General features: G+C 64.8%; 15 protein-coding genes and 1 pseudogene. 2 read left to right on the top strand and 14 right to left on the bottom strand.

What is annotated here, in order from left to right; all coding sequences use genetic code 11:
* Positions 1-12 precede the first annotated feature (12 nt).
* A complete protein-coding gene (locus RTL41_RS14910) occupies positions 13-2,748 on the top strand; it encodes a TonB-dependent receptor (protein WP_312165816.1) in 2,736 nt (911 codons plus the stop codon).
* Positions 2,749-2,848: 100 nt separating this feature from the next.
* Here RTL41_RS14910 and RTL41_RS14905 read toward each other — a convergent pair.
* Both RTL41_RS14905 and RTL41_RS14900 read right to left on the bottom strand, forming a co-directional pair.
* Positions 2,849-4,171, bottom strand: a pseudogene (locus tag RTL41_RS14905) (transposase).
* 841 nt (positions 4,172-5,012) lie between these two features.
* Positions 5,013-9,248: an RHS repeat-associated core domain-containing protein gene (locus RTL41_RS14900; protein WP_312165815.1), complete on the bottom strand. Its 4,236-nt coding sequence runs from the start codon at positions 9,246-9,248 to the stop codon at positions 5,013-5,015.
* A gap of 260 nt (positions 9,249-9,508) precedes the next feature.
* Between RTL41_RS14900 and RTL41_RS14895 the strand changes: the two genes are divergently transcribed.
* Positions 9,509-10,741 carry an Ig-like domain-containing protein gene (locus RTL41_RS14895; RefSeq protein ID WP_312165814.1) on the top strand — a complete coding sequence of 411 codons (1,233 nt, stop codon included), beginning with the start codon at positions 9,509-9,511 and terminating at the stop codon, positions 10,739-10,741.
* A gap of 708 nt (positions 10,742-11,449) precedes the next feature.
* On the opposite strand, the gene RTL41_RS14890 is transcribed toward RTL41_RS14895, so the two are convergent.
* The 12 genes from RTL41_RS14890 to RTL41_RS14835 form a co-directional block, all read right to left on the bottom strand.
* Positions 11,450-12,661 carry a type II secretion system F family protein gene (locus RTL41_RS14890; protein WP_312165813.1) on the bottom strand — a complete coding sequence of 404 codons (1,212 nt, stop codon included), beginning with the start codon at positions 12,659-12,661 and terminating at the stop codon, positions 11,450-11,452.
* Positions 12,654-14,345: a GspE/PulE family protein gene (locus RTL41_RS14885; protein WP_312165812.1), complete on the bottom strand. Its 1,692-nt coding sequence runs from the start codon at positions 14,343-14,345 to the stop codon at positions 12,654-12,656. The genes RTL41_RS14890 and RTL41_RS14885 overlap by 8 nt, the downstream gene beginning before the upstream one ends.
* Positions 14,342-15,079, bottom strand: coding sequence for an A24 family peptidase (locus tag RTL41_RS14880; RefSeq protein WP_312165811.1), 738 nt, complete (start codon positions 15,077-15,079; stop codon positions 14,342-14,344). The genes RTL41_RS14885 and RTL41_RS14880 overlap by 4 nt, the downstream gene beginning before the upstream one ends.
* Positions 15,076-15,519 carry a type II secretion system major pseudopilin GspG gene (gspG, locus tag RTL41_RS14875; RefSeq protein WP_312165810.1) on the bottom strand — a complete coding sequence of 148 codons (444 nt, stop codon included), beginning with the start codon at positions 15,517-15,519 and terminating at the stop codon, positions 15,076-15,078. Before gspG ends, RTL41_RS14880 begins: the two co-directional genes overlap by 4 nt.
* Before the next feature lie 14 nt (positions 15,520-15,533).
* The gene (locus tag RTL41_RS14870; protein ID WP_312165809.1) at positions 15,534-16,220 is read right to left on the bottom strand and encodes a hypothetical protein; all 687 of its coding nucleotides are present in this window, start codon (positions 16,218-16,220) and stop codon (positions 15,534-15,536) included.
* Positions 16,207-18,111, bottom strand: coding sequence for a type II secretion system secretin GspD (gene gspD / locus RTL41_RS14865; protein WP_312165808.1), 1,905 nt, complete (start codon positions 18,109-18,111; stop codon positions 16,207-16,209). Before gspD ends, RTL41_RS14870 begins: the two co-directional genes overlap by 14 nt.
* Before the next feature lie 11 nt (positions 18,112-18,122).
* The gene (locus RTL41_RS14860) at positions 18,123-18,461 is read right to left on the bottom strand and encodes a hypothetical protein (protein WP_312165807.1); all 339 of its coding nucleotides are present in this window, start codon (positions 18,459-18,461) and stop codon (positions 18,123-18,125) included.
* Positions 18,462-18,628: 167 nt separating this feature from the next.
* A complete protein-coding gene (locus tag RTL41_RS14855) occupies positions 18,629-19,144 on the bottom strand; it encodes a GspMb/PilO family protein (protein WP_312165806.1) in 516 nt (171 codons plus the stop codon).
* Positions 19,141-19,938 carry a hypothetical protein gene (locus RTL41_RS14850; protein WP_312165805.1) on the bottom strand — a complete coding sequence of 266 codons (798 nt, stop codon included), beginning with the start codon at positions 19,936-19,938 and terminating at the stop codon, positions 19,141-19,143. The genes RTL41_RS14855 and RTL41_RS14850 overlap by 4 nt, the downstream gene beginning before the upstream one ends.
* The gene (locus RTL41_RS14845) at positions 19,935-20,507 is read right to left on the bottom strand and encodes a hypothetical protein (protein WP_312165804.1); all 573 of its coding nucleotides are present in this window, start codon (positions 20,505-20,507) and stop codon (positions 19,935-19,937) included. The genes RTL41_RS14850 and RTL41_RS14845 overlap by 4 nt, the downstream gene beginning before the upstream one ends.
* Positions 20,504-20,878, bottom strand: coding sequence for a hypothetical protein (locus RTL41_RS14840; protein WP_312165803.1), 375 nt, complete (start codon positions 20,876-20,878; stop codon positions 20,504-20,506). Before RTL41_RS14840 ends, RTL41_RS14845 begins: the two co-directional genes overlap by 4 nt.
* Before the next feature lie 346 nt (positions 20,879-21,224).
* Complete coding sequence (locus RTL41_RS14835) at positions 21,225-21,710, bottom strand: hypothetical protein (RefSeq protein ID WP_312165802.1); 486 nt, start codon at positions 21,708-21,710, stop codon at positions 21,225-21,227.
* Positions 21,711-22,009 lie beyond the last annotated feature (299 nt).

Below are 22,009 nucleotides of genomic sequence, written 5' to 3'. Positions count from 1 at the left end.
TGACGCCGGGCGATGTCGAGCTGGTCCCGCCTCGCCTGCGCCGCCGCCCCCGCGGTTCTCCTCGCCACATGGAGCGGGGCGGCCGTAGCGGGCGAACTCCGTCACTACGCCATTCCGGCCGGACCGCTGTCTGGCGCGCTGGCCGCCTACAGTCTGACCAGCGGCGCGCAGGTGATCGCGGCCCCCGGCCTGCTGGTCGGCAAACGCGCCCCGGAGGTGCGCGGCGCGTTCGATCAAGCTGAAGCCCTGTCGCGGTTGCTGGCCGGATCGGGACTGACGGCCGTCGTCGGGCCGCGCGGCGTGATGATGATCCAGACGGCCGCCGCCGCTTCCCCCGGCGCCCCGCCCGCGCCGGACTTCGAGCCGCTGCCGGTGGCCGAACTGGTGGTCACGGCCGAACGCCGGGAAGGACTGGCGATCGAGACGCCCATCGCGCTGACGCGGATTTCAGGGCGGGAGTTGGAGGCCCTCGGCCTGTCGGGCATGGACGAGGTGTCACGCCTCGCTCCCGGCCTCAACGTGGCGGCCGCCTCCCCGGCGAGCGCCGGCTTTTCGATGCGCGGCATCACCCAGGCCTCCGGCGACGCCACCCGCGAGCCGCGGCTTTCGGTGTTCCAGGACGGCGCCCCGGCCTCCAAGGAGCGCGGCGCCTACTTCGAACTCTTCGACGTCGAGCGCATCGAGATCGCCAAGGGCCCGCAGTCCACCCTGTACGGCCGCAGCGCCATGACCGGCGCGATCAATGTCATTCAGCGCAAGGCCAGCCTTGGCGAGGCCGCTGGCCGTATCGCCCTCACCGCCGGCGATCTTGGCTTGGCTTCGCTCGACACAACGCTGAACTTTCCGCTCGGCGACGCCGCCGCGTTGCGGATCGCAGGCGCCAGCCGGCGGCGCGACGGTCTGGTCGCCAACCTGCTGGGCGGGCCGGCCCAGCAGTCCGTCGCCACCGACGCAGCCAGGATCACCCTGCGGCTCGCGCCGAACGCGCGCGCGAACGCCGACGTGATCTTGAACTACGAGCGCAATCGGCCGAGCGGCGCGGGCATGAAGTCGCTGACCTACGTCCCTACCGATCCCGGCTCCGGCGCACCGATCGGCGACCTCCAGCGCCGCAGCGGCGCGTCGCTGTCGGCGCTTGATCAGAACGGCGTCACGCAGCGGCTGGGCCTCGAGCGCGAACTGGCCTCGGCGACGGTCCTCGCGCGGCTGGACCTGATCGACGACTGGCGGCTCTCGAGCCTGCTCTCCAGTCGGCGGTTCGCGGCCGACGAACGGCAGGACGCCGACGGCATGTCCCTGCCGGTGGTCAGCCTGCTGGAACAGACCCGCGGCGTAGAAACCAACCTCGAAGCGCGGGTCGAGTACGACGCCGGGCGACGCTGGCGCATCTTCGCCGGGTTCAACGCCTTCGCCGAGCACGGCACCCAGCGCGTGCCCATCGTGGTCGACGAGCGCCTACTGCTGGCGCGGATCGCCGGCGGCCTCACCGATCCCGCGCCGTCGCTCGCGACGCTCACCTCGCCCGCCTTCCTCGCCGGGCAGGTGCAGACGCTCATCGCGCACCGCGGCGGCGTGATCGACCCGGTCCAGGCAGGCGCGATCGCCAGTCGGCTCAGGTCCGGCTATCTGGAGGTGAATCAGAACTTCAGCCGCACCCGCTCGCTGGACCTTTTCGCCGACGCCAGCTTCAGCCCCTTACCGACCTGGGAGTTGTCGGCAGGCCTGAGGTTCAGCCGCGACGACAAGACCAGCGGCGTGGCTCCCGCCAATGCCGAAGGCGGCTCGACGCTCGGCGCGCTGCTCGCTGCCATGGCGACGAGCGGCGAACCGAACCGCCTGCTCCTCGCGCAGTTGGCCGGGGAGACTCCCGGCGGCGCGCCGCCCTTCGGCCTGATCTTTCACCCCACGGCGCCCGGCGGGAGCAAGGTTTCCGCCGATCTCGAGGATTCCGGCTGGAGCTGGCGGCTGGTGGCGCGTCACAGCCCGACCCCCGAGTTCAGCCTCTACGCCTCTTATGCGCGCGGCCGCCGGCCGACTGTGCTGGTAGCCGGCGCGCCGAGCACGCCTTACGGCCCGGCGCGGTTCGGGCGGGCGCCGGCCGAGACCGTCGACTCTCTGGAGTTCGGCGTGAAGGCCGAGCTGGCCGGCGGTCGGCTGCGCCTCGACAGCGCTATCTACGCCTATGCCTACGAGGATTTCCAGACCACGCGCTTCGAAGGCGGGCTGCTGCGGACAGTGAACGCCGGCGAAGCCCGCGCGGTCGGCGGGGAACTGGAGGCGCGCCTCGTCCTGGGGCCCGGCGCGGTGGCGACCGCGACTTACGGCTACAATCGCGCGCGGCTGGCGGCGGGCGCGATGAAGGGTAACCACTTCCGCCTCGCCCCCGACCACAAGGCGTCCATCCGCCTGGACCTGTCCCGCGATTTCGCCGGCGGGAGCCTGGCGTTTCGGCCGTCTTACGCCTGGCAGTCGGAGGTGTTCTTCTCGGACGACAACGACGTGCCGGGGCTTTCGCGCGCCCTCGCCGCCGATCTCATCCAGGACGAACGCCAAGGCGCCTACGGCCTCTTGGACCTGACCCTGGCCTTCACGCATCCCAACGGCTGGACGCTGAGCGGCTTCGTGCGCAACGCGTTGGACGCTGACTACATCGTCGACGCCGGATTCATCGGTGAGAGCTACGGGTTTTCAGCCAGCGCGCGCGGGCCCGGCCGCCGCAGCGGCGTAACCCTTACGCGGCGTTTCTAGGACGCCCGGCGCTTCGAAAAGCAGGTCGCCCTCACTTCCGTTGCGCGCCGATTTCGTTGAAAAAGGTTGACCAGAAGTGGCGCATTGAGGCTGCGGCGCTTCAGGCCGTTATGGGCGCCGGCGCCGGGATGAGCTTGGCGAGTTTGCGGAGGTTCTGAGCGGTGGCGGCGAGGAGAAACTCGTCTCGGGCGCCGCACGGGCCGCGGAGCCGCAATCGGTTCAGCTTCAGGATCCGCTTGAGGTGGGCGAAGAGCATCTCGACCTTCTTCCGCTCGCGCCTGGAGACGACGTAGGCGTCCGTGGTGGCGATCTCGCGAGCTCGATCCCGAGCGGCTTCGTAGATCGATCGGGTCACCTTCCTGGCCGGCGTGTTGGGACAGCAACGCATCTTCATCGCGCAGGCGTCGCAGTCCATCTTGCTGGCGCGGTAGCGATAGGTGTCGTCTGGCGGCGCGTCGGGATGATCGATGCGGAAGGGACGTCGGTGCTGCTTCAGCTCCTTGCCGGCTGGACACCGGTAGAGGTCGGCCGCCTGATCGTAGATGAAGTCGCTGCGGGAGAAGGTCCCATCGTCGCGGACAGACTTGTCGATCACCGGGATATGCGGCGCGATCCCCTGCGTGTTGATCAGCCAGTCCAAGGTTTCGGCCGAGCCGTAGGCGCTATCGGCGGCGAGCCGTTGGGCGAGAGATCGTGCTGCTCGCGCACCCGCTCGATCATGGTCATGGCGGCGGCGACCTCCGCCGGGCGTACGGCGGTTGAGGCCTCGACGTCGACGATCACCGCGTGATCCAGATCGATCAGGTAGTTCGTGGCGTAGGCGAAAAAGACCAAGCCCTTGTTGGCGCCGGTCCAGCGGGAAGCGGGATCGGCCGGCGAGACAAACTTCGGCGTCACCGGCGTCGCAGCGCCGAAGGCGGCGTCATCCAGCACCGCCAGGTACTCGTGATGGCGCGGCTTGCGGCCTCCGGCGGCAGGCCCTGCTCGCCGGGCACGCAACGCTGGCGGTTGGCGTCCGCCGCAATCAGGCTCGCATCGACGGCGAAACCCTCGCCGCCGACCAGGCCCTCGGCCATGCAGCGGCGGACCACCGTCTCAAACAGTTGGCGCAGCAGATCGCTGTCTCGGAAGCGGCCATGGCGGTTCTTGGAGAAGGTCGAGTGGTCCGGCACGTCGCCGTCCAGGCCCAGGCGACAGAACCAACGGTAGGCGAGGTTCAAGTGCACCTCCTCGCACAGCCGCCGCTCCGAGCGGATGCCGAAGCAGTAGCCGACCAGCAGCATGCGGATCAGCAGCTCTGGATCGATGGGGGGCCGGCCGATGGGACTGCAGTACGCCGCGAGCTTGGCCCGAAGCGCTTCCAATCCACGAACCGGTCGATGGAGCGGAGCGCGGCCTGCTCGACCCGACGCTCTCCCATCATCGGACTGCCCTCCGGCCTTCAACCACCAGAGTGAATCAGCGAGCCGGCGCCCCTGCAAGACCGGCCTTTTTCAACACAATTGGCCAGTTGGAGACATTGGTGGCAGGGCTGAAAGCGGACTCATTTGAAGGTCTGCTCTCTGCCGGTCGGCAAACGAACGGCCTGGATAGGCGCGTCGCGCAAAACGCCGCCTGTTGAGGGCGCGGTCTGACCCTTGGGGTGCCGCTTCCGCCAAGCGCGGTGGAAAGCTACCAGCCCCGCGACGGTCAGCGCTCCGGCCAGGCGGCCCGGCGACACCTCAGGCCTCCACCCAATTAGCTATCCTAACGCGCCTCCAAGCGCCTCAATCGCCTGGCTAGCGCCGTCCCGGACCAGATAGACTGGCAAATCACGCTTGCGCTTTCCCGCCAAGTGCAACCTCAAGTGCGGCAAGTCGGCCCCCCAATTCCGAACCATTACAATTTCATACCGCTCAATTTCGGAAGGCCTGACACTAAAATACATTGGGCTCCCAAAAATTACACGCCCCCCGGAGATACGCAACCCACCCCTACCCAACAACGTCGGAATAAGAACCGTCAAATACCTTCCTATTACCCCGGAGACCAAAACTCCTAACGCAATCATCATAATGTATGTTTCAGGATATCGCCGCTCACCATTAAACACCCACACCCAAAGGGTGATCACACCTAGCGCCAGCAACACTAAACTTCCGCCAACCAGAGAAACCCCGCCTAGGCTGGCGGGAATTTTGGAATGGCTTGCGCTATCTTCAGTCATACTTATCCACCTAACAAATAGCACAGCCAAACGCCTTCACGCTGGCAACGCCACTCCCTTAGCGCCCGCCGATAGCCCGACATCTTTGCTCCGCCGCCGAGCGACCGCCGGCCTCTGCAAGTCCTGAAACGTCCGCCGCGATCGCCCCCCCAAGGCTCCCGATAATCGCTCCAACCGGGCTCTTCGAGAACCGCGCCCCCCAAGCCCCGCCAGCGAGCCCGCCAGCGACCTGCGTACCGACCTTCCCGAACTGCCAAGCTGTCGCCACTGAAGGGTGCATGCCTGCGCGCATCTGATTTCCATGCGAAACAATTGTCTCGGCAGCCGTAACGCCCCATCCCAACGGACTAATGTGCTTCGATACTACTGTGGTTCCGGGCGGCGATAGCGCTTCTGCGAGTTCGAACACACTCTTCAGAACTTCCGTTGACTGCGCGAATTGAGCAAGTCCGTCCTGCAAGGGGGTAGGACTGACTTTTACATTTAGACCACAATCAGGCGTCGCCTTCGCGCCCCCCTCGTTGACACCACCAACCCGTGTGTTGCCATCATATTTCGTATACAATTGCGCTTGAGAGACAGACATATCCGCTCGCTCCCCCGTCACAACTGGCCTCGCACCACCAGGCACGTCGATCGGGCTTACGAGCGTTCCCGCGTCAATTGATTGTATCCGGGGGAAAAGTCCGGCTAGGCCGAACGGGTCAACGCGATTGAATGGATCATTGCCGACGTAGGCATACATGTTTGGACCGTCGCTATACTGGATAGGGTCTGCTTGCAGGAAGCGACCTAGCGAATGCGAGTAGGCACGCGCCTTGTAGTGGTACAGGCCCAGTTCTGACATGAAATTCTGACCAGTATACTGGAAGCGTCCGGAATTTCCCGGTCCAGGCACGCCGTACTCGTCATATGTATTGATGTTTGAGGCTGCGCCCGAGCCATTGGAGATTGCGATAATCGATCCTTGATGATCGGCCATCAGCCAACTGCGGTTGGTAGTGCCGGCGCCCTCATACCAGACCAACGGCTCATCGAAGCCTGGTCCGTGAACATAGCGACGCTGAAGTACGCCGCTTCCATTGTACTCGGCGATAATGTCGCCGCCATCATATGCAAACTGCGTGACCACCCCTGTCGCCGAGGTGAGTTGCGCAAGGTCACCTGTAGGCCTGTAGGCCAACGTCGCCCCACCAACTTGTGAGGTCAGCTTGTTGTCCGCATCGAACGTGTAGCTCCTCACACCATCGGACGTCATGTTACCGCGACCATCGTGAGCAAAGCCCACGCCACCGGCGCTGGCGATCTGATTGAGGCCGTTGACGCCATAGGCGCGGTCCTCAGCATAGGGGACCGACCATGCATAGGCAGCGTTCGTGCCGGACCTACTGATAATCTGGCTCGCGGGATTGTAATTGAAAGTCAACGTCTGGTCGCTCGCCGCACCGGCCAGATCCTGCGTCAAGCTCGCGAGACGCGACGCCGCATCATAGGTGTAGGTGGTGCTTGTGCCGTTCAATCGGCTCAGAGCGCTCCGACGACCCAGGTTGTCATAGGTAAAGGTGGCGAGCGCGCCGCTGCCATTCTCCCGAATTGAAAGCAGGTTGCTGGCGCGGTCGTAGGAGTAGGTGACGTAGAAGCCGTCAGCCCAGGTCAAACGGCTGCGGTTGCCGCCGGCATCATACTGATAGCCTACCGTACCCAACGCATCAGTAACGCTGACCACGCGCCCAAAAGCATCATAGACGGCAGCGACTGATTGGCCGCCAGCTGCGAACGTTGCGGACCGCTGCAGCCCGAGATTATCGTAAGCGTAGTCCACCGTCGGAACAACTCCTGCCTTTTGGGTCGCGCGGCCAAGATTGTCGTACGCGTAGTTGATCGTTCCACCGTCTCGCAGTCGCTCCTGGATGACATTCCCCGTCACCGCGTCATAGGTGTAGCCTGCGTAGTCGGTCGTCGAGCTGACGGACCCGAGCGCAGCCGTGGGGAAGCGGATCTTCGCGACGCGATCGAAACCGTCGTACTCGTACGTCGTCCGGTTGCCGTTGCCGTCGACCATTGTCGCGACCTTGCCGTTCGGCGAATAGGTCAAGGTGCCCCCGTTGCGAGATTCCGCAGTGGCGTAGCTCACCGTGGTCTGCTGAAGCTGATCGGCATTGGTATAGGTGTTCCGGGTGATCCGATCAGCGCCCGACGCCCCCGAAGCGCCCAAGACACAGGCGGAGCTCGGCAGCGAGCCGAAGGCGGCCGGGTTCATCCGAACCGCTGCGCACTCCAGCCGATTGGCGTTGTCGTAGCTGTACTGCGTCACGGCGAGCGTGGCGCCACCGCCAATCAGCGACGTCTTGGCTAGGCGGCCGATAGCGTCGTAATTGCGCACCTGCTGGTCGGCGACGGTAAAGTTCAGCCAGTCTGCGTCAGACTGGCTGACGACCGACCCATTTTCCACGGTTTGAAGCTGACCATCGGCGTTGTAGCTGTAGCGGGTCGCCGCAGCCGGCCGCCCCGTGCCCTCGCCATCTGGATCGACCTCAATCCGCCCGACGAGTTCCCGCGCATCGTTGAAGCGATTACGCACTATGTCGTTGGACCCAGGCATCGGCCCGTCGAAAGTCCTGAGGTCTCCGAAGCGATTGTAGGCGTAGGCGGTGCGCTCGATGATCGAACCATCGCCCGACTGTTTCGTCACGTTGAAGACCTGGAGGTTCCGCGGCGTGACGGAGTCCCCATAGATCAACCGCACCCTGCTCTCATCGGCAGTATCGACGCAGGACGCCTGCGTCATACAAGTCGATATGCCGGTCAGCACGTAGACGGAGAGCGGCGGCGTCCCCATCGTGCCGCTGGCGTCCATCCTATAGCGGGCTGATTGCGCGGTGTAGCTGTAACGCGTTTGCGGGCGGATGCCGTTTGCACCGGCTGGCGACGTAACCGTCAGCAGCTGGCCGTGGGTCGTGTCCCAGGTGTAGTCGGTTTGCTGCCCCCCACTGATGACGTAGTTGGGCTTGTTGCAGATCTTGATGTTCGTGCAGGTCGCGGAGTAGCCGATTGTCGTCACCCGATTGGGCAGTCCCGAGCCGGGCTTCGCCACCTCGGTGACCGACGTTAGGTTGCCTCGGGCGTCGTAAGTGTACGCGGTGTAGTCGCCCTCAGGGCGCGTCACGCGCAAGATTGCGCCGGTATTGTAGTCGATCTCGTACTGCGTCGTTTGGCCGACCCCATCGGTCGTCGAGACAATCCGGCCGCTGCTATCCGTTGCGACTACCTGTGTGTGACCAAGCGGGTCGGTGATCGTCGCCTGCAGATTGACCCGGGTACCAGCCGCATTCGGAACGTGAGTGAAAGCGTAAGTCCAGGTCCCGACCCCGTTGGTCACAGTTTGGACTCGGCCGCTGCTGTCATAGGTGATGTCTATGACCGCGCCGCCCGGCTTCTGGATTTTCGTAATCTTGGCGGTGTTCGAGCCATCGATCGTGTAAGTCGTAGATCGCGACATTGCATCGATCACCGTCTCGGTGATCGGGGTCACGCCGGGGGCACTGCGCATGATCGTGCTGCTCTGCCCAGGCTGACTAAGACTACAGCTGCTGGCGAGCGGGTCGCAGTATTCGTGGACGAGATTGATGCCAGTGACTTTGACCAGCGTTGTACTGTAAGTCATGAACGTATCGCCGGCATAGTCATACTTCATCATGTAGCCGAGGCTACTGGTCACCGCCTTCAGGCGATGGCAGGTGTTGGCGCAGGAGGGGTCCGGGTCAGCGATATCATAGTGGTAAGTGACAACTTCCCGATTGGGACGCGTGATCGTTCTGATGCGACTATCGACAAAGACCGCGACCGTCCCATCGCGCCCCGTGAAGGTGTGAGTCTTGGTCGCGCTGTTGTATGTCAGCGTAGTGCCTTCAGAACCTTCTTTTGGAACGAAGTTGCTCCCGCCGTCGGGCTGGATGAAGTTCGTCGATGAGCCCCCGAAGCTCACTGTGAACTGGGTCCCGACCCCGAAATCAATCCACCGCGAACTGATGGTGCCAGCGAGGCTGTCGCGCGCGCCATAGCCAAGATAGGTGCGCGCAAGCCCCTGCCCTTCGGGCCCAATCCAAGCCTGTCGCGCGCTGACTGTGAATCGCCCCGTCGTCAGATCCACCCCGTTCTTGTCGATCGACGGGAAGACCGGCGGCACCGGAAAGGTCGGCACCGGAGGCTCTACCTGAGCTAGAGCAGCGCCGCAGCTCAACGTCGCCCCGAAGGCTACCAGCACTGCGATCACGCGATTTCGAACGCCAGCCATACGATCCCCCACAGACACTCGCGATAAGCGTAAGCTTGAGCACAAACACACGTCAAGGTGTTGCCATTTCGCCTTATTGGTGTTTGTTTGGCCCCGAATGTCGGGGGAGTTCTAGAATGGCGCGAACCGGTACGTACGTGCTGGCTGTCGCTGCGGCGATGTCAGCGGTTAGTTTTGGCCAGCCGGCGGCGCAAACGACCACAACGTATAGTTACGACTCTTCTGGCCGCCTAGTGGTGCGCAGTTCATCCACCGGGGAGATGACCTATACCCACGATGCGGCCGATAATCGGACCCGCCTGGTCATGTCGCTGAGCACCGGCAACCGTCCGCCGATGGCCAATCCTGACGGATTCCCCTACCGAATCGGCGTGACGAACGGCCAGACCATCAACATTCGGGTACGCGACAACGACACCGATCCCGACAACGATCCGCTGACGGTGACGCACGTCACCGCCGGGGCGAAAGGGACGACAAGCCTGGGTCCAGACGGCGCGAGCGTGATCTATGCCTCAACGCCGGGACAGTTTGGCGATGATGAGTTCACCTACACGATCTCCGATGGTCGTGGAGGAACAGCAGTCGGCAACGTCTACGTCATCTCGACGGTCGGGGCCCCTATCGCCAATCCGGTGTCGGCGTCGGTACCACACAACAGCGTCAACAATACGATCCCGCTCAACATCACTGGCACGCCGACGAGCGTCGCGGTCGCCAGCGCGGCGACGAAGGGTGTCGCGACGGCCAGCGGAATAGGCATCAAGTACACGCCTTACACCGGGCAATCAGGAACAGACACGTTCACTTACACGGCGACCAATACGGGTGGCACCAGCGCGCCAGCTCTGGTCACGGTATCGATTGCGCCCGCCCCTCCGCCGGTGCCGGTCGCCTCACCTGCCACCATGACGGTCGCAGCGAACAGCACGAACAACCCCCTGACGCCCAGCGTGTCTGGGATCTACACGAGTGTGGATCTGTACAGCATCAACTCGTCCCACGGAACAGTCACTGGCAGCGCGACCACCCTGTATTACACGCCCACTCCAGGCTACTGGGGCCCCGCCTGGTTTGATTACGTCGCTTATAACTCCAGCGGGAGAAGCAACATTGCCCGTGTCGACGTCAACATCACGGCGCCGCCACTTCCTTCTGTTCAAGCAAGCCTGTCCGGAACGTCATTTAAACGCTTCATAACGATTGGGTACAGCGACAGCTCGGTGCCGCTTAACATTACCTGCACTGGTGGCGGCGGGTCGGGAAGCGGGTACACTTATTACTGGTATCGCGAGAGCGGCGACAGCGTGACCACCATCAGTTCGAGCACCGCCCAAACGGTGGTGTGGACGCGCGGGCCATATCCAATCGGTGGCCCATATCCGTCGACTTGGCGCTGCCGAGTCACGGACAGCCTAGGTAATCAGGCGCTCAGCGACCCCGTTTATGTCGAGGCCACGGTCAATCAAGGCGGCGGCGGACCGATCGACTAGCACGATGACGCGGGCCTTGGACGGCAGGGACCGGCTCCTATCGCGCCTTCGATGGCTGGGCCCTGCGGGCGGAGCGATGATCCTCCATGCGCTAGCGATCCTCGCACTGGCTTGGTTGTCGCTGAGGCCGCCTACACTGGCCGCTATGGACACGCAGAGCACGAAGGTGACCCTGGTCGGCACCGTCCCGGAGGGCTCTAAGTCGGTTGCATCCGGCAACGCCTTCGAGAGCTTTCGCGAGAAGCTGGCCCGGCCTGAACCGGTAGGGCCTCCGACCGAGCAAGCCACGCCAACGACTTCGCTATCGGAACTGTTAGGCGAAGACCGCAGCCAGCCATCATCGCCAGCGGCTCGCGCTCAGCGGCCGGCGACGGGCGGCCAGGGGACGGCCGCTGCGGGCGCGCACGATGATCCTCTGGCTCGCGCCGCCTACAGCCCTCCCGCAGCCAAGACCGGCCCAAACGCGCAACTCGCCATGCAGGCGGCCCGGTGCTGGAGCCCTCCACCCGGCGGGCAGTTCAAGGCCTCGCTTGCCCTCGACGGGCAAGGATACCCCACGAGTCCGCCGCAAATCCGGCCAAGCGGCTCCGCTGGTCTCGCGCCCAGCGCGCTTCAGGACGCCATCGCGGCGCTGACGAACTGCTCGCCGTACCCGGTACCGCATGGCTCAGGACCAGCGATATACAGCTTCGATCTCGGCTGAGGCGACTACTGTAGCGCCGATTGGCCGAGTTGGCTCACACCAGAAAGAAGCCCAGCCATCATCGCTCCGACCAGACCTCCGAGGACCACGATAAGCGCAGGGCCTAGGAGATTGCCAATGGCCTCGATCTTCCGGGTCGCCGCCTCCTCCTCCAGCCTCCCGCCGCGCGTGAGCATGGCGCCAAGCGCCCCGGTCGCCTCGCCGACCGACGACAAGCGCGCGATGGAACCGGGAAAGCCGCGCACCTCCTCGAGCGACGAGGAAAGTGACTGGCCTTGCCGCACATTGACCAGCACCGGCTCCAGCCGCTCCCGCGCCAGGGGCGATCGCACCGCGCGGACCGCCAGCCGCAGTGTTTCGCTCATCGGCGCGCCGGCCGACAACATCCCGCCTAAGGCGATGGCGAAACTTCCAAACGAAAGCGCGCTGACGATCGGGCGCGTTGGTCCGTCCAACAGAGCGCGGTCGATCAGCTTCGCCAACAGGCCCGCCCGCGCCGCTGCAAGCGCCGCCAGCACCAGCCCGACCGCCGCGAGCACAATGACGTTCATCTGCGCCCTCAGCACATCACTGAGCCAAATGAAGACGCCAAGCGCTACCGGCGGCGGGCCGCCCGTGTCCTGAATGAGTGGCGCGAGCGTGGGCACAACGAAGAGCAGAAGCGCCAATATCGCAGCCACGCTGCTGACCAGCACGAACGCCGGATAGGCCAGGATTGAAACCAGCCGGCTCTGCAGCTTGACCCGCGCCTCGATCATTTCGGACGCCCTAAGCAACGCGCCCGGCAGATCGCCTCCCGCCTCGCCGGCCGCGACCATGGCGCCGACGAACTCCTGATTGCCGCCCATATGACGTGCGAAGGCATGTTCCAACGCTTCGCCTCCGCTGATCTCTGCGACGAGGGCCGCGCAGAGCTTCGCCACGGAGGGCCTGGCGGCCCGCGCGCCAAGGATCTCAAGAGATGTACGCATGTCGGCGCCTGCCTTCAGAAGATCCCCCAGACTGGAAAGCATTTCGGCGGTGTCACGGTCGCTGAGCCCTCCACGACCGATTTGTTTGGATTTCGCGCGCGTCGCGCGCAAACCCAACGGCGAAAGGCCATCACGCCGCAAACGCTCATAAGCCGCGGCCTCGGAGACGCCCTCAATCGAGCCCCTTACCCTGCGGCCTCGCCCGTCCAGCGCGACATAGCTGAAGTTGCGCGCCTCCTCAGCCATGGACCGCCGCCAGAACTTCCTCGAACGTCGTCAGTCCCTGCGCGACGTGCGCAAGCCCATCCCTGAGCATGCTCTTCAAGCCCGCCGCTCTGGAGAGTTCAGCGATCTCCCCTGCGGGCCTGCGCTCGGCGATCGCTCGCAGCAGCTCGTCGTTGACGAGAAAGCCCTCAGCGATCGGCAGTCGTCCCTTGAAGCCGGCGCCTTTGCAATGCGGACACCCAACAGGTGCGAAGAGGCGAGCGGGGGTGCTCACCTCTTCTCGGGCCATCAACCGCGCCACGTGCTCACCGACCGCGACCGGCTCGCGGCATTGGACGCAAAGGCGACGCACCAGCCTCTGGGCGACGGCTCCGCGGAGGCCCGCCGCGAGCTGATAGGGCTCGATCCCCATGTCCTGCAGCCGCGGCAAGACCGCCACCGCATCGTTGGCGTGGACGGAGGCGAGCACGAAGTGCCCTGTCATGGCCGCTTGAATCGCGACTGCGGCGGTTTCCGGGTCCCGAATTTCGCCGACCAGGATCACGTCTGGGTCCTGACGAAGGAACGAGCGCAGCGCTGAGGCGAATGTCAGCCCCAGTTGAGGTGCGACCTGGGTCTGGGTGACGTGCTCGAAGTGATACTCGACAGGGTCCTCGATGCTCAGGACCTTCTTCGCGGATCTCGCGAATGTCTGCAGCAACGCGTAGAGTGTCGTGGTCTTGCCGCTACCTGTGGGTCCCGTAACTAGAAAGATGCCGTGAGGCGCGCGAGCTGCCTCGGTCAGGATCAAAACGATATCCTCGCTCAGGCCCATGACCTTGAGATCCAGCGGGACGGCCGTCCGGTCGAGAATCCGCAGAACCGCCGCTTCGCCGAATACGGTCGGCGAAGTTGCGACGCGAACGTCCACCTGCTTGCCCCGAACCACGAAGGTCGTGCGCCCATCCTGAGGAAGTCGTTTTTCGCCGAGATTGAGGTTGGCGATGACCTTGACCCGCGAGACCGCCGGCGCTGCCAGATCGGCGGAAACCACCTGGTGTTCAACGAGCCGTCCGTCGACCCGGAGCCTGATCCGTAGATCGTGGCGACGGGGTTCGAAGTGAATGTCCGACGCCCCCGCGGCTATGGCCGCCTCGAAGACGCCAGCGACCAGGCGCGCACCACCACCCTCGATCGTGCCGTCCGAGACGATATCGATGTCGCGCTCGATGCGTCGGCGATCTGCAATCGCCGGGGCTTGTTCGGCGGCCCCAAAGGCTTCTTCGAAAGCTCGACGCCAGTCCCCTGGCCGCGCGGCGAGGACCGTCACCTTCTTGCGTACGGCGAAGACCAGGCCGGACAGCGCCTCGTTGTCCAGCGGGTCGCAAGCCGCGCAGGTCAAGGTCTTGTCGTCGATTTGCAACGGCACGATCCGCGCTCGACGGAGAAACTCTGCCGTAACGCCAATCAGCGTCAGATCCGTTTCGATCGGGAGATCATCAGGGTTCCAAACGTCGCAACGGCCCACCCTAGAGTAGGCCTCCGCCAGGAGATCGTCAGTGAGATTACCGATCTGATTGAGCACCTGCTCGAGTGGTTGGCGTGTGCGCGCGGCCACCAATTCAGCCCTGGCGAACGCCGCTTCTTCGACCTTCCCCGACTGACGCAGGAACTCTACGACCGCGGCGCGCTGGCCAACGACCGGATCAACCGAAACCAACTTCACGACAGGTCCGAGAACAGGCCCGCCTCCTGAGCGAGCCCCAGCCCCATAGCAGCAATGGCAATCATCGGGCCAAAGGCGATTCGACGGTCGGGAGGACTTCGAACGAGCATCCAGGTCAGGCCAAGCATCGCCGCCACGGCCACCATCCACGGCGTCCAAGCTCCCAGCCAGATCGCCAGGGCGCTGAACAGCTTTACATCGCCCAGGCCAAGCGCCGGCGCCGGCCCGCGCCTGGCCAGCGCTCGCACGGCCAGGAGCACAAGGGCGGTGACGATGGCGGCGACGGCCCCGACCAGCAACTGGTCGACGCCCTTCAGCATCGCCAGCAACAGCCCCGACGCCGCAACCACCAACGTCAACCTATCGGGCAAGCGCCGCGTACGGCCATCAATGATCGAGCTCGCCATGAGAACGAACCCCATCACAATAACGAGGCAAGCCTGCACCGGCTGAAGCAGCAGGATCGCCAGCGCGACGAGAACCGCGCCCGCACATTCGCCAAGTAGGTGAAGCGGATCAATTCTTGAGCCGCAGTTCGGGCAGGCACCTCGTAACTGGGCGTAGGAGATGAGCGGAAGCGTCTGCGCATACGTCAACGCGGTCCCGCAGCCATCGCACCGCGAACGGCCCCTCGTCGATTGCTCCCCGCGGATCGCGCGAAGCGACGCAGTGGCCGTGAAGCTCCCGACGCATGCGCCGGCCATCATGCCAAGGACGACAAAGACGCCGTTCATGTCACCGGCGGCGGCGCAACCGACGGCGCTGACGGCGCACGAATGTCGCCGTCGGCGCCCCCGCCGCCTTCCTTGCCGTCCCGCCCGCGGGTCTCGACGTAGAAGGTGAGGTTTTCCGCGTTGTACCGATAGATGATCGGGCGGCTCCAAGGATCGTTGAGGTTCTTCTCGTCCTTGAGGTAGGGCCCGAGCCACCCCTCTACCCCGCCCGGATCGGCGAGCAGCGCGCGCAACCCCTCGGTCTCTGTCGGATAGCGCCCGACGTCGGATCGAAAGAGCTCGACCGAGGATGCTACGGTCTCAAGTTGCAGCTGCGCCGTCTTGGCGCGGGCCCTGGACATCTGCCCAATCAGCTGCGGCGTCAGCACGGCGGCGATCAACGCGATGATGGCGATGACGACCAGCATCTCCGTCAAGGTGTAGCCGTCTTCAGCGCCCACCCTAGACGATGCTCCTAGAACTCGATCTTGCATTCAATCCTCCCCGCAGCCCGCGACAATCGTCGCGCAATGATCGCCCCGGGCCGCAGCCCATTGCCCGTAAGTCTGACGATGCGCTCATCGGCCCAGCCTTCAGGCGAAACCGCGCGAATGCGCCAGACCTCGCCGGCGCGCCAGAACCCATCCTGCTTACCGCCCTCTGGCTCCGAATAGACGTGCGCCGGCAACGCTCCGGCACGTCCGAACGGTGAGATCACACTCGGCGCGCAGGCCCGCCACGTCGCTCCGGCGTCAGCGTCGGAGACCCAGACGTCGCCCGTCACAAGCGACATGCCCGCCAACCGCGAGCGGAGCTGAATTGGGTCGACGCCAAATCGGGTCAGTTCCTCGTCGCTTAGGTCGCTTACCGCCCCCAGGCCCAGCTTTGTGTGCTCCGGCTCAGCCAGGATATCCACGGCCGCCCCCAAAGTGGCGATCGTCCAGCGGTATGGCGGCGGGCGCGCGCTGGTGGCGATCATCAGCATCGCTCCATTGTGAGCCGCCGCGAGCTTGTACTCCTCCTGGGTGCGGGAGAGTTCGGCTCTAGTGATCCGCAATTCGGCCAGCGCTCTGGCCATCCCCGCGCCCACCACGAGGGCAAGCGCCAGGCTGATGACCGCGGCGGCGGGAGTGGCGTATCCGTCCTGCTCATTGAAGCTCATTGAGCAGCCCGCGACGCTGGATCTCGAGCATATCGGCGCGAAGGTCCGCCGTCGCCCGATCCGCCCCGGCCCCGTCACGGATGATCCGCGCGCTGAGCAGGACGATAAGTTCGGTGCGCTTCTCGTCCCGCGTCGTCGTCCGGAACAGAGCGCCAAGCCCAGGCACGTCCATCAGGCCCGGCACGCCGCTCTCGCCGCGACTGCGAGTTCGACTGATCAGTCCGCCTAGCGCCACGACCCCGCCGTCGGTCAGCACGAGGGTGCTCTCGAGCTTGCGCTGCTGGATGGTCGGAGAGTCGATGTCCGACGTCTCGGTCTTCACCGCAGCGCTGACCTCCTGATTCACGTCGAGAACGATGCGATTGCCGCCGCTGATGCGCGGGGTGACGTTCAAGATCACGCCGCTGTTGCGATAGTCGATGCTGTTAATCAGCGGCCCGTTGGCCGTCTCAGTCGACTGGGATCGCTGGGTGACGATCGGCACCTGATCGCCCACCTCGAGCCGCGCAGGATGATTGTCCAAGGTGACGACCTTCGGCGCGGAAAGCACCTCGATGCTGGTCCTATCGCTCAGGGTGTTGATCGCGGCCTGCACGTCAGTATCCAGGAACGTGATGGAGAAGCCTGGATACCTCGGACCGATCCGCCCGGCGGCGTTCTGGTTGGACGCGATCTGCAGGTTTCCGGACGCCGCCAGGACGGACCAGTCGACCCCGAGGCGGAACTCGTTGTTGAGCGTAACTTCCAAGATCGTCGCCTCGATGAGTAACTGCCCCTGCGGGCGATCGATCTCGCTCAACACCCGCTGGAACCGCGTCCACTGCCAGGCGGGGGCGGAAACCAGCAGCGTGTTGGTTTCCTTGTGGACCGCTGTGCGGACTGCATCTTCACCTTGATCGCCCAAGGGCAGCGATACGGCCGTGGAAGTCGTCGCTTCGGTGTCTCCGTTCGCCACTCCGGGTCGGCGCATCGTCGATTCTGCGACAGCCTGCTGCCCCATGGCGATCGCGTTCAGCGTTCGGCTGAGAGCTTCAGCCGAGGTGTTCTGGGGGTGGTAGACCCACAAGGAGGACGCCGCGTCGCGCGTCGGCGTATCGAGCCGGAACACCCATTGGCTCGCCTGTTCAAGCGCCTCTGTCGTGCGGCCGAACATGATCAGGCCGTTCAGCCGCTTTAGCGGCACGACCGTCACGCCGCCCGCGCCGGCGGCCGAGAACATGCCTTCCAGTTCTCGCGCAACTTGAGCGGCTGGCGCCTGCGAAAGTTCGAACCAGCGGATCTTGGAACTTTCCAGTCGGCTCTGATCGAAGACCTTTATAGTCTCCAACGTCGCCTGCAGTTCCGCGCCGTTGCCCCCCAGAATTACAAGGCCGAGCTTGTCGCTGGCGTAGACCACCTGCCCCTTGTCGGAAATGGCCTCCAGCGCCTTGGCGACCTCGCTCGGGATCGCATACGACAAGGGGACGGCGACCACTTCATAGCCCACGCCTCGGGCGCCGCTGTCGGCGGTCCGAACACCCGCGACGGATTTCGCCCGCGCCGTCGAGGTCAGGACGAGGGCCTCGCCATCGCGCACTAGCGCGATGTTGTTGGCGGCCATCACGGACTCAAACGCCTGAAGCAGCTGCGCCCGAGTCAGCCGCTGGTCGATGCGAAAGGAGATCCGTTCGGTCACAGACGGATCGATTGTGTATGGGAGGCCCAGTTCGCCGAGGATTTCCTCTGCTACCTGCGCCGTCGGCGCCTCGTGGAAGGCGAAAGTGTAAGACGCCTCCTTGTCAGCCGGCGCAGCGACGGCTTGCGCGCCCGACACCACTGATAGGCTGGCTGCGATGAGAACTTCGACGCCAGCCCTTTGGGCGCGCTTGGCGTTGGTGCGGACTTCAAACATGTCATGGAACTTCACTGAGGCGACCCCGGCGCGCTCGCGGGGGCCAGCGGCTGTCGGCCCCCGGGTGGCGGTTCACCAGGGGGGACGTCCGGATTGGATGGCGACGCGGCGGCGCCGAGGACGACTTCCCGCGGCCCGCCCGACGTCTCAATCACGGCGCTAGTGGCGTCGACGTCCTGCAGCGTGACGCCGTCCTTGGACTGGCCGATCTCGAGCCACACCGACGGCGCGCCGCCTATGGACAGGAGCGCCGCCACCCGCCGGGGCGAGCGGACCAAACCCTCCAAGCGCACGGAGACTTCGGCCAGCGCTTGCGCGCCGACCTTGGCTCCGAAGAGAGGCGCCGCCAACAGCAGCTCCGCGCTACGCTGCGGCCGCATCGCACGGCGTTGTGTGTCAATGCGTGCGAGGCGAACGTCTAACGCCTCTAGCGCGCCGGCCGGAGCCGGCATGGGCGCAACAAGCCAGATCAACGCCCCAAGCGCCAGTCCGGCCGGTGCGCACAGGGCCGCAATGACTAACCAGCGTCTGTCCAACAGAACACCTTTCCGGACAAGGCGAGGCTGACGTTCGCGCCGCTGGGACGAAGATCGATGCTGTCGACGAACACCTCCGGCTCACCTGACGATAGGGCGTCAAGCAGTCCGATCACGCGCTCATAGGGACCTTCCGCGAGTAAGGTCAGGCGCACGGGAGCGATGCGATCCTCCGGCGCCGGCACGCCGCTCGGCGTCACCGAAAGCTCGTTGACCGTCACGCCGGCGGCCTGATCGGTGATGTTCTGGCTGATCGTCTGCAAGCCTGGACCATCCATACCCCGGCAGACCGCCTTCGGCTTGAATGCGCTGGGGTCTCCCGGGAGTCTGGCCTCCCGTTCTATGCGGCTGGCCTGAAGGTCAAGCGCCTCCATTTGAGCGCCCAGCTCCTTGGGCGTCGCAATTGCGGTGAGCAGGAAGTAGCCGGCTGCTGCGGCTACCGACGCCACCAGAACGCAGCCCGCCAACTGCAGGTGAGGAACGCGCTCCCCAATCATGGCCGGTTGGCCTCTTTCACGGAGGTTACGCCCCACAGCCAGACGCCGCGACGAACCGGCTCCTTCGCGCGCTCCAGCTGCCTATCACCCGCCGCCACGAACGGAGCATCTTCGCCCCGCGCTTCGACGGCCATCAGCCCAGGCTCCCAATGCAGCGACTCGATGCGACTGGTCGGCGCCTTGGCGGCCGACGCCCAAGCGATGTCAGCCAACGCCTCCTGCAGGCGAGCGCCTCGATCCGGCGCACCCTGCAACAGGCGCGCCTGCTCCTTTAGCCGCCGTTGCTCGCGCACCGCCTTGAGCTTGGCGTGGTGCCGCAACTCCGCGGCGCCAATTTCGGCCTCAAGCGATGCGCTGCGCGCAAATGCGGTCGCTCCAGCAACCGTGACAAGCGACACCAACACAGCACAGCCCAGGGCGATGGACGTGAGGCGCTGAGCCTGCTTCCTGCGCGCTTCCTCTGCCAGGAAAACAACCTGGACAGTTTTGCCGTCAACCTCGGCGGTGGTCTCTAAGCGCTCACCGACGTCGCCGATCAGCACGTAGAACGCAGCGAAACGCGACGGGACGCCGGGCCGCCAGGCGTTGAGGCGGCGCACCAGATAGAGCACGTCCGCGATCGGCAAAGGCGCGCCATGGCGAGCCTCGAGGTCAGCCGTGCGAGCCTGATCCCAAGGCAAGCCGGGAGGCGTCGAGAGTGTCCGAACGAACACGCGAGACTCACGGGTAGGAGCGATGGGCTCTGGGATGTCTCGCGCGTCGTCGTCGAGACGCATCAGATCGGCGAGACTCACGGCGCTCTCCGGCAGTCTTGGATGATCGTGTCGTACTCGCAGGTGGGCGACTGATCACGCCAGACCCGGGTCACCAGAAGCGGTGTGGCGTTCCCGGTCGACACATCGCTCAACCTGATCGCTCGTAAGGTTTGCCATGCCGGCGCGGGAGGCGGCAACGCGGGCGGGGGCCATGTATCCGAGACGCCGAGCGACCCGACGTATGAGAATTTCGGTGCATGCATGGCGGCCAATTGAAGCGCCGAGACCTTGCCCTGCGCGTCAGTCACTGTCAGGGCGCCCGGCGTCGCCTCCACGCCACAGCGGCCAACTCCGCAATCGAAGCTGAAGCCGTCCGCCCGACCTTCGAAGCCGCCGGCGCCATCGCTTCTGAACGGGCCCGCCACGCGGACGAGACCATCCAGGCGGTAGTTCGCAAGGCGCGCGGCAGCCGACTGAACCACCGCATCGTTCACACGCCGCTCGGTCTGCCCGATGACTTGCATCCCAAAGCCGATACCGCCAATGGCCATGCCGATGATCGCAAGCGCAGCGAGCGCCTCGGTCGCCGTGTAGCCATCCTGGCTCAAGGCGCGACCTCGCCTGCACAAACGCGTTCTGTCGCCGCGCGATAGACTCGGCCGGTGACGCGGTGGGTCACCAGCACCGAATGCTTGCATAGCGTCGCGACACCGGCCGCTTGGGCGGACTCGTCGACCACGCGTCGCCAGACAAACTGCGCGGAGCGCCCCTCATCGACGCCTGCCAGATCGCCAGCGCCGTCAAGGAGATCCTGCATCAGCGCTGTCGCTTGCCGCACCTCAAGCGACGCCTGCGCGATCCGCTGACCTTGATGCGCGGCGGTCAAACTGGCGGCGATTGTCGACGCGAGAATCGTCATCGCCACTAATGCGTCTACGGCTGCATAGCCGTCAGTCGCCGTGGGCTGGTGCGGACGCATCCAGCCACCGCCAGCCCTCGCTGAAGCGCGGCGACGAAGTGCCTTAGATGATAACCACTCAACCAATCCGATACGCCTCAGACAAGCACACGCTTGCCACCCCACCCCCACTAAGTACAACCCAGGGCAGAACTCAAGCCCCGTTTCTCGATTTCCACATCCGGACGGAGCTTCGGCATAGATGGCGCGAGGGGACCTAACGGTCGGCGTCACGCGAGCCATGAGTCAGGAAACTCAGTCCCATGCTTCCGCTCAGCGCCAGAAGCGGAATTTGGCTCTGCGCCGATAACCGGACGTTTCTGCGAATACGGCGTAGGTGGCCATCTTCGGCGCTTTGCGGGCCTCACTAGTGTTTCCTTCCCGCCTCCCAGTTCGAGAGCTCGGCCCGCAATTGCTGGATTGTGCGCACGTCCGCTCCCTTCGGCAGCTCTTGCACGAACGCGAGTGGCACTGGACGCGTGGTGACGATCAGCGGCAGAATGGTGGTCGGAACGGTAAGACCTAGCCGCTGGGCAACACTCGATACTTCAGCCTGGATCCAGCGAAGTCGGGACAAATGCTTGTCGAGCTTGTCACCACCTCGACCGTGGAAATCCTGCATCCAGCCCGCGACCTCGCGAGGCGTGCGGGCCGCCCCGAACCACTTGCATTCGCAGAGGACCCAAGTGTTCCCGTCCGGACTGATGGCGAGGACGTCGATCTCGCCCAGCGCCTTTGGTGCACCGATCCGCTTCATCGGGATCGAGGGGTGCGTGCTCCACTCCGCTCGGGTGAACGCCGCGGCTGTCTCGGCTTCGAATGCCTTGCCGCGGCGATCGACCTCTAAGTCCATGAACGCCTTGGCCTCCGCCGAGGAAAGCTTCTCTTTGGGTCAGATTCCATCCTCAAGAAGCATCAACGCGTACTGCACGCCCATCATAACTTGGCGAACGCCGAAGATGACGAGAGGATCGTCAGAGCTGTCGAGGACAACGAGCGGCGGCACCATGAGCGACAAGCGGCGTTCGAAGAACCAAGGGAAGATGTCGTTCGAGTGAAATCCCGGCGGGGTTCGGCTCCAGTCGGCACGCCAGGGTAGTCGAAGCAGGCATTTCCGCTCCCCACCCTCGTAAGAAGTTGAGGATATCCGCT

It is taken from the genome of Phenylobacterium sp., from assembly GCF_031984885.1.
GTDB lineage: Bacteria > Pseudomonadota > Alphaproteobacteria > Caulobacterales > Caulobacteraceae > Phenylobacterium.
The sequence above is the reverse complement of the archived record's forward strand: the minus strand, read 5'-3'. Positions and strand labels throughout refer to the sequence as shown.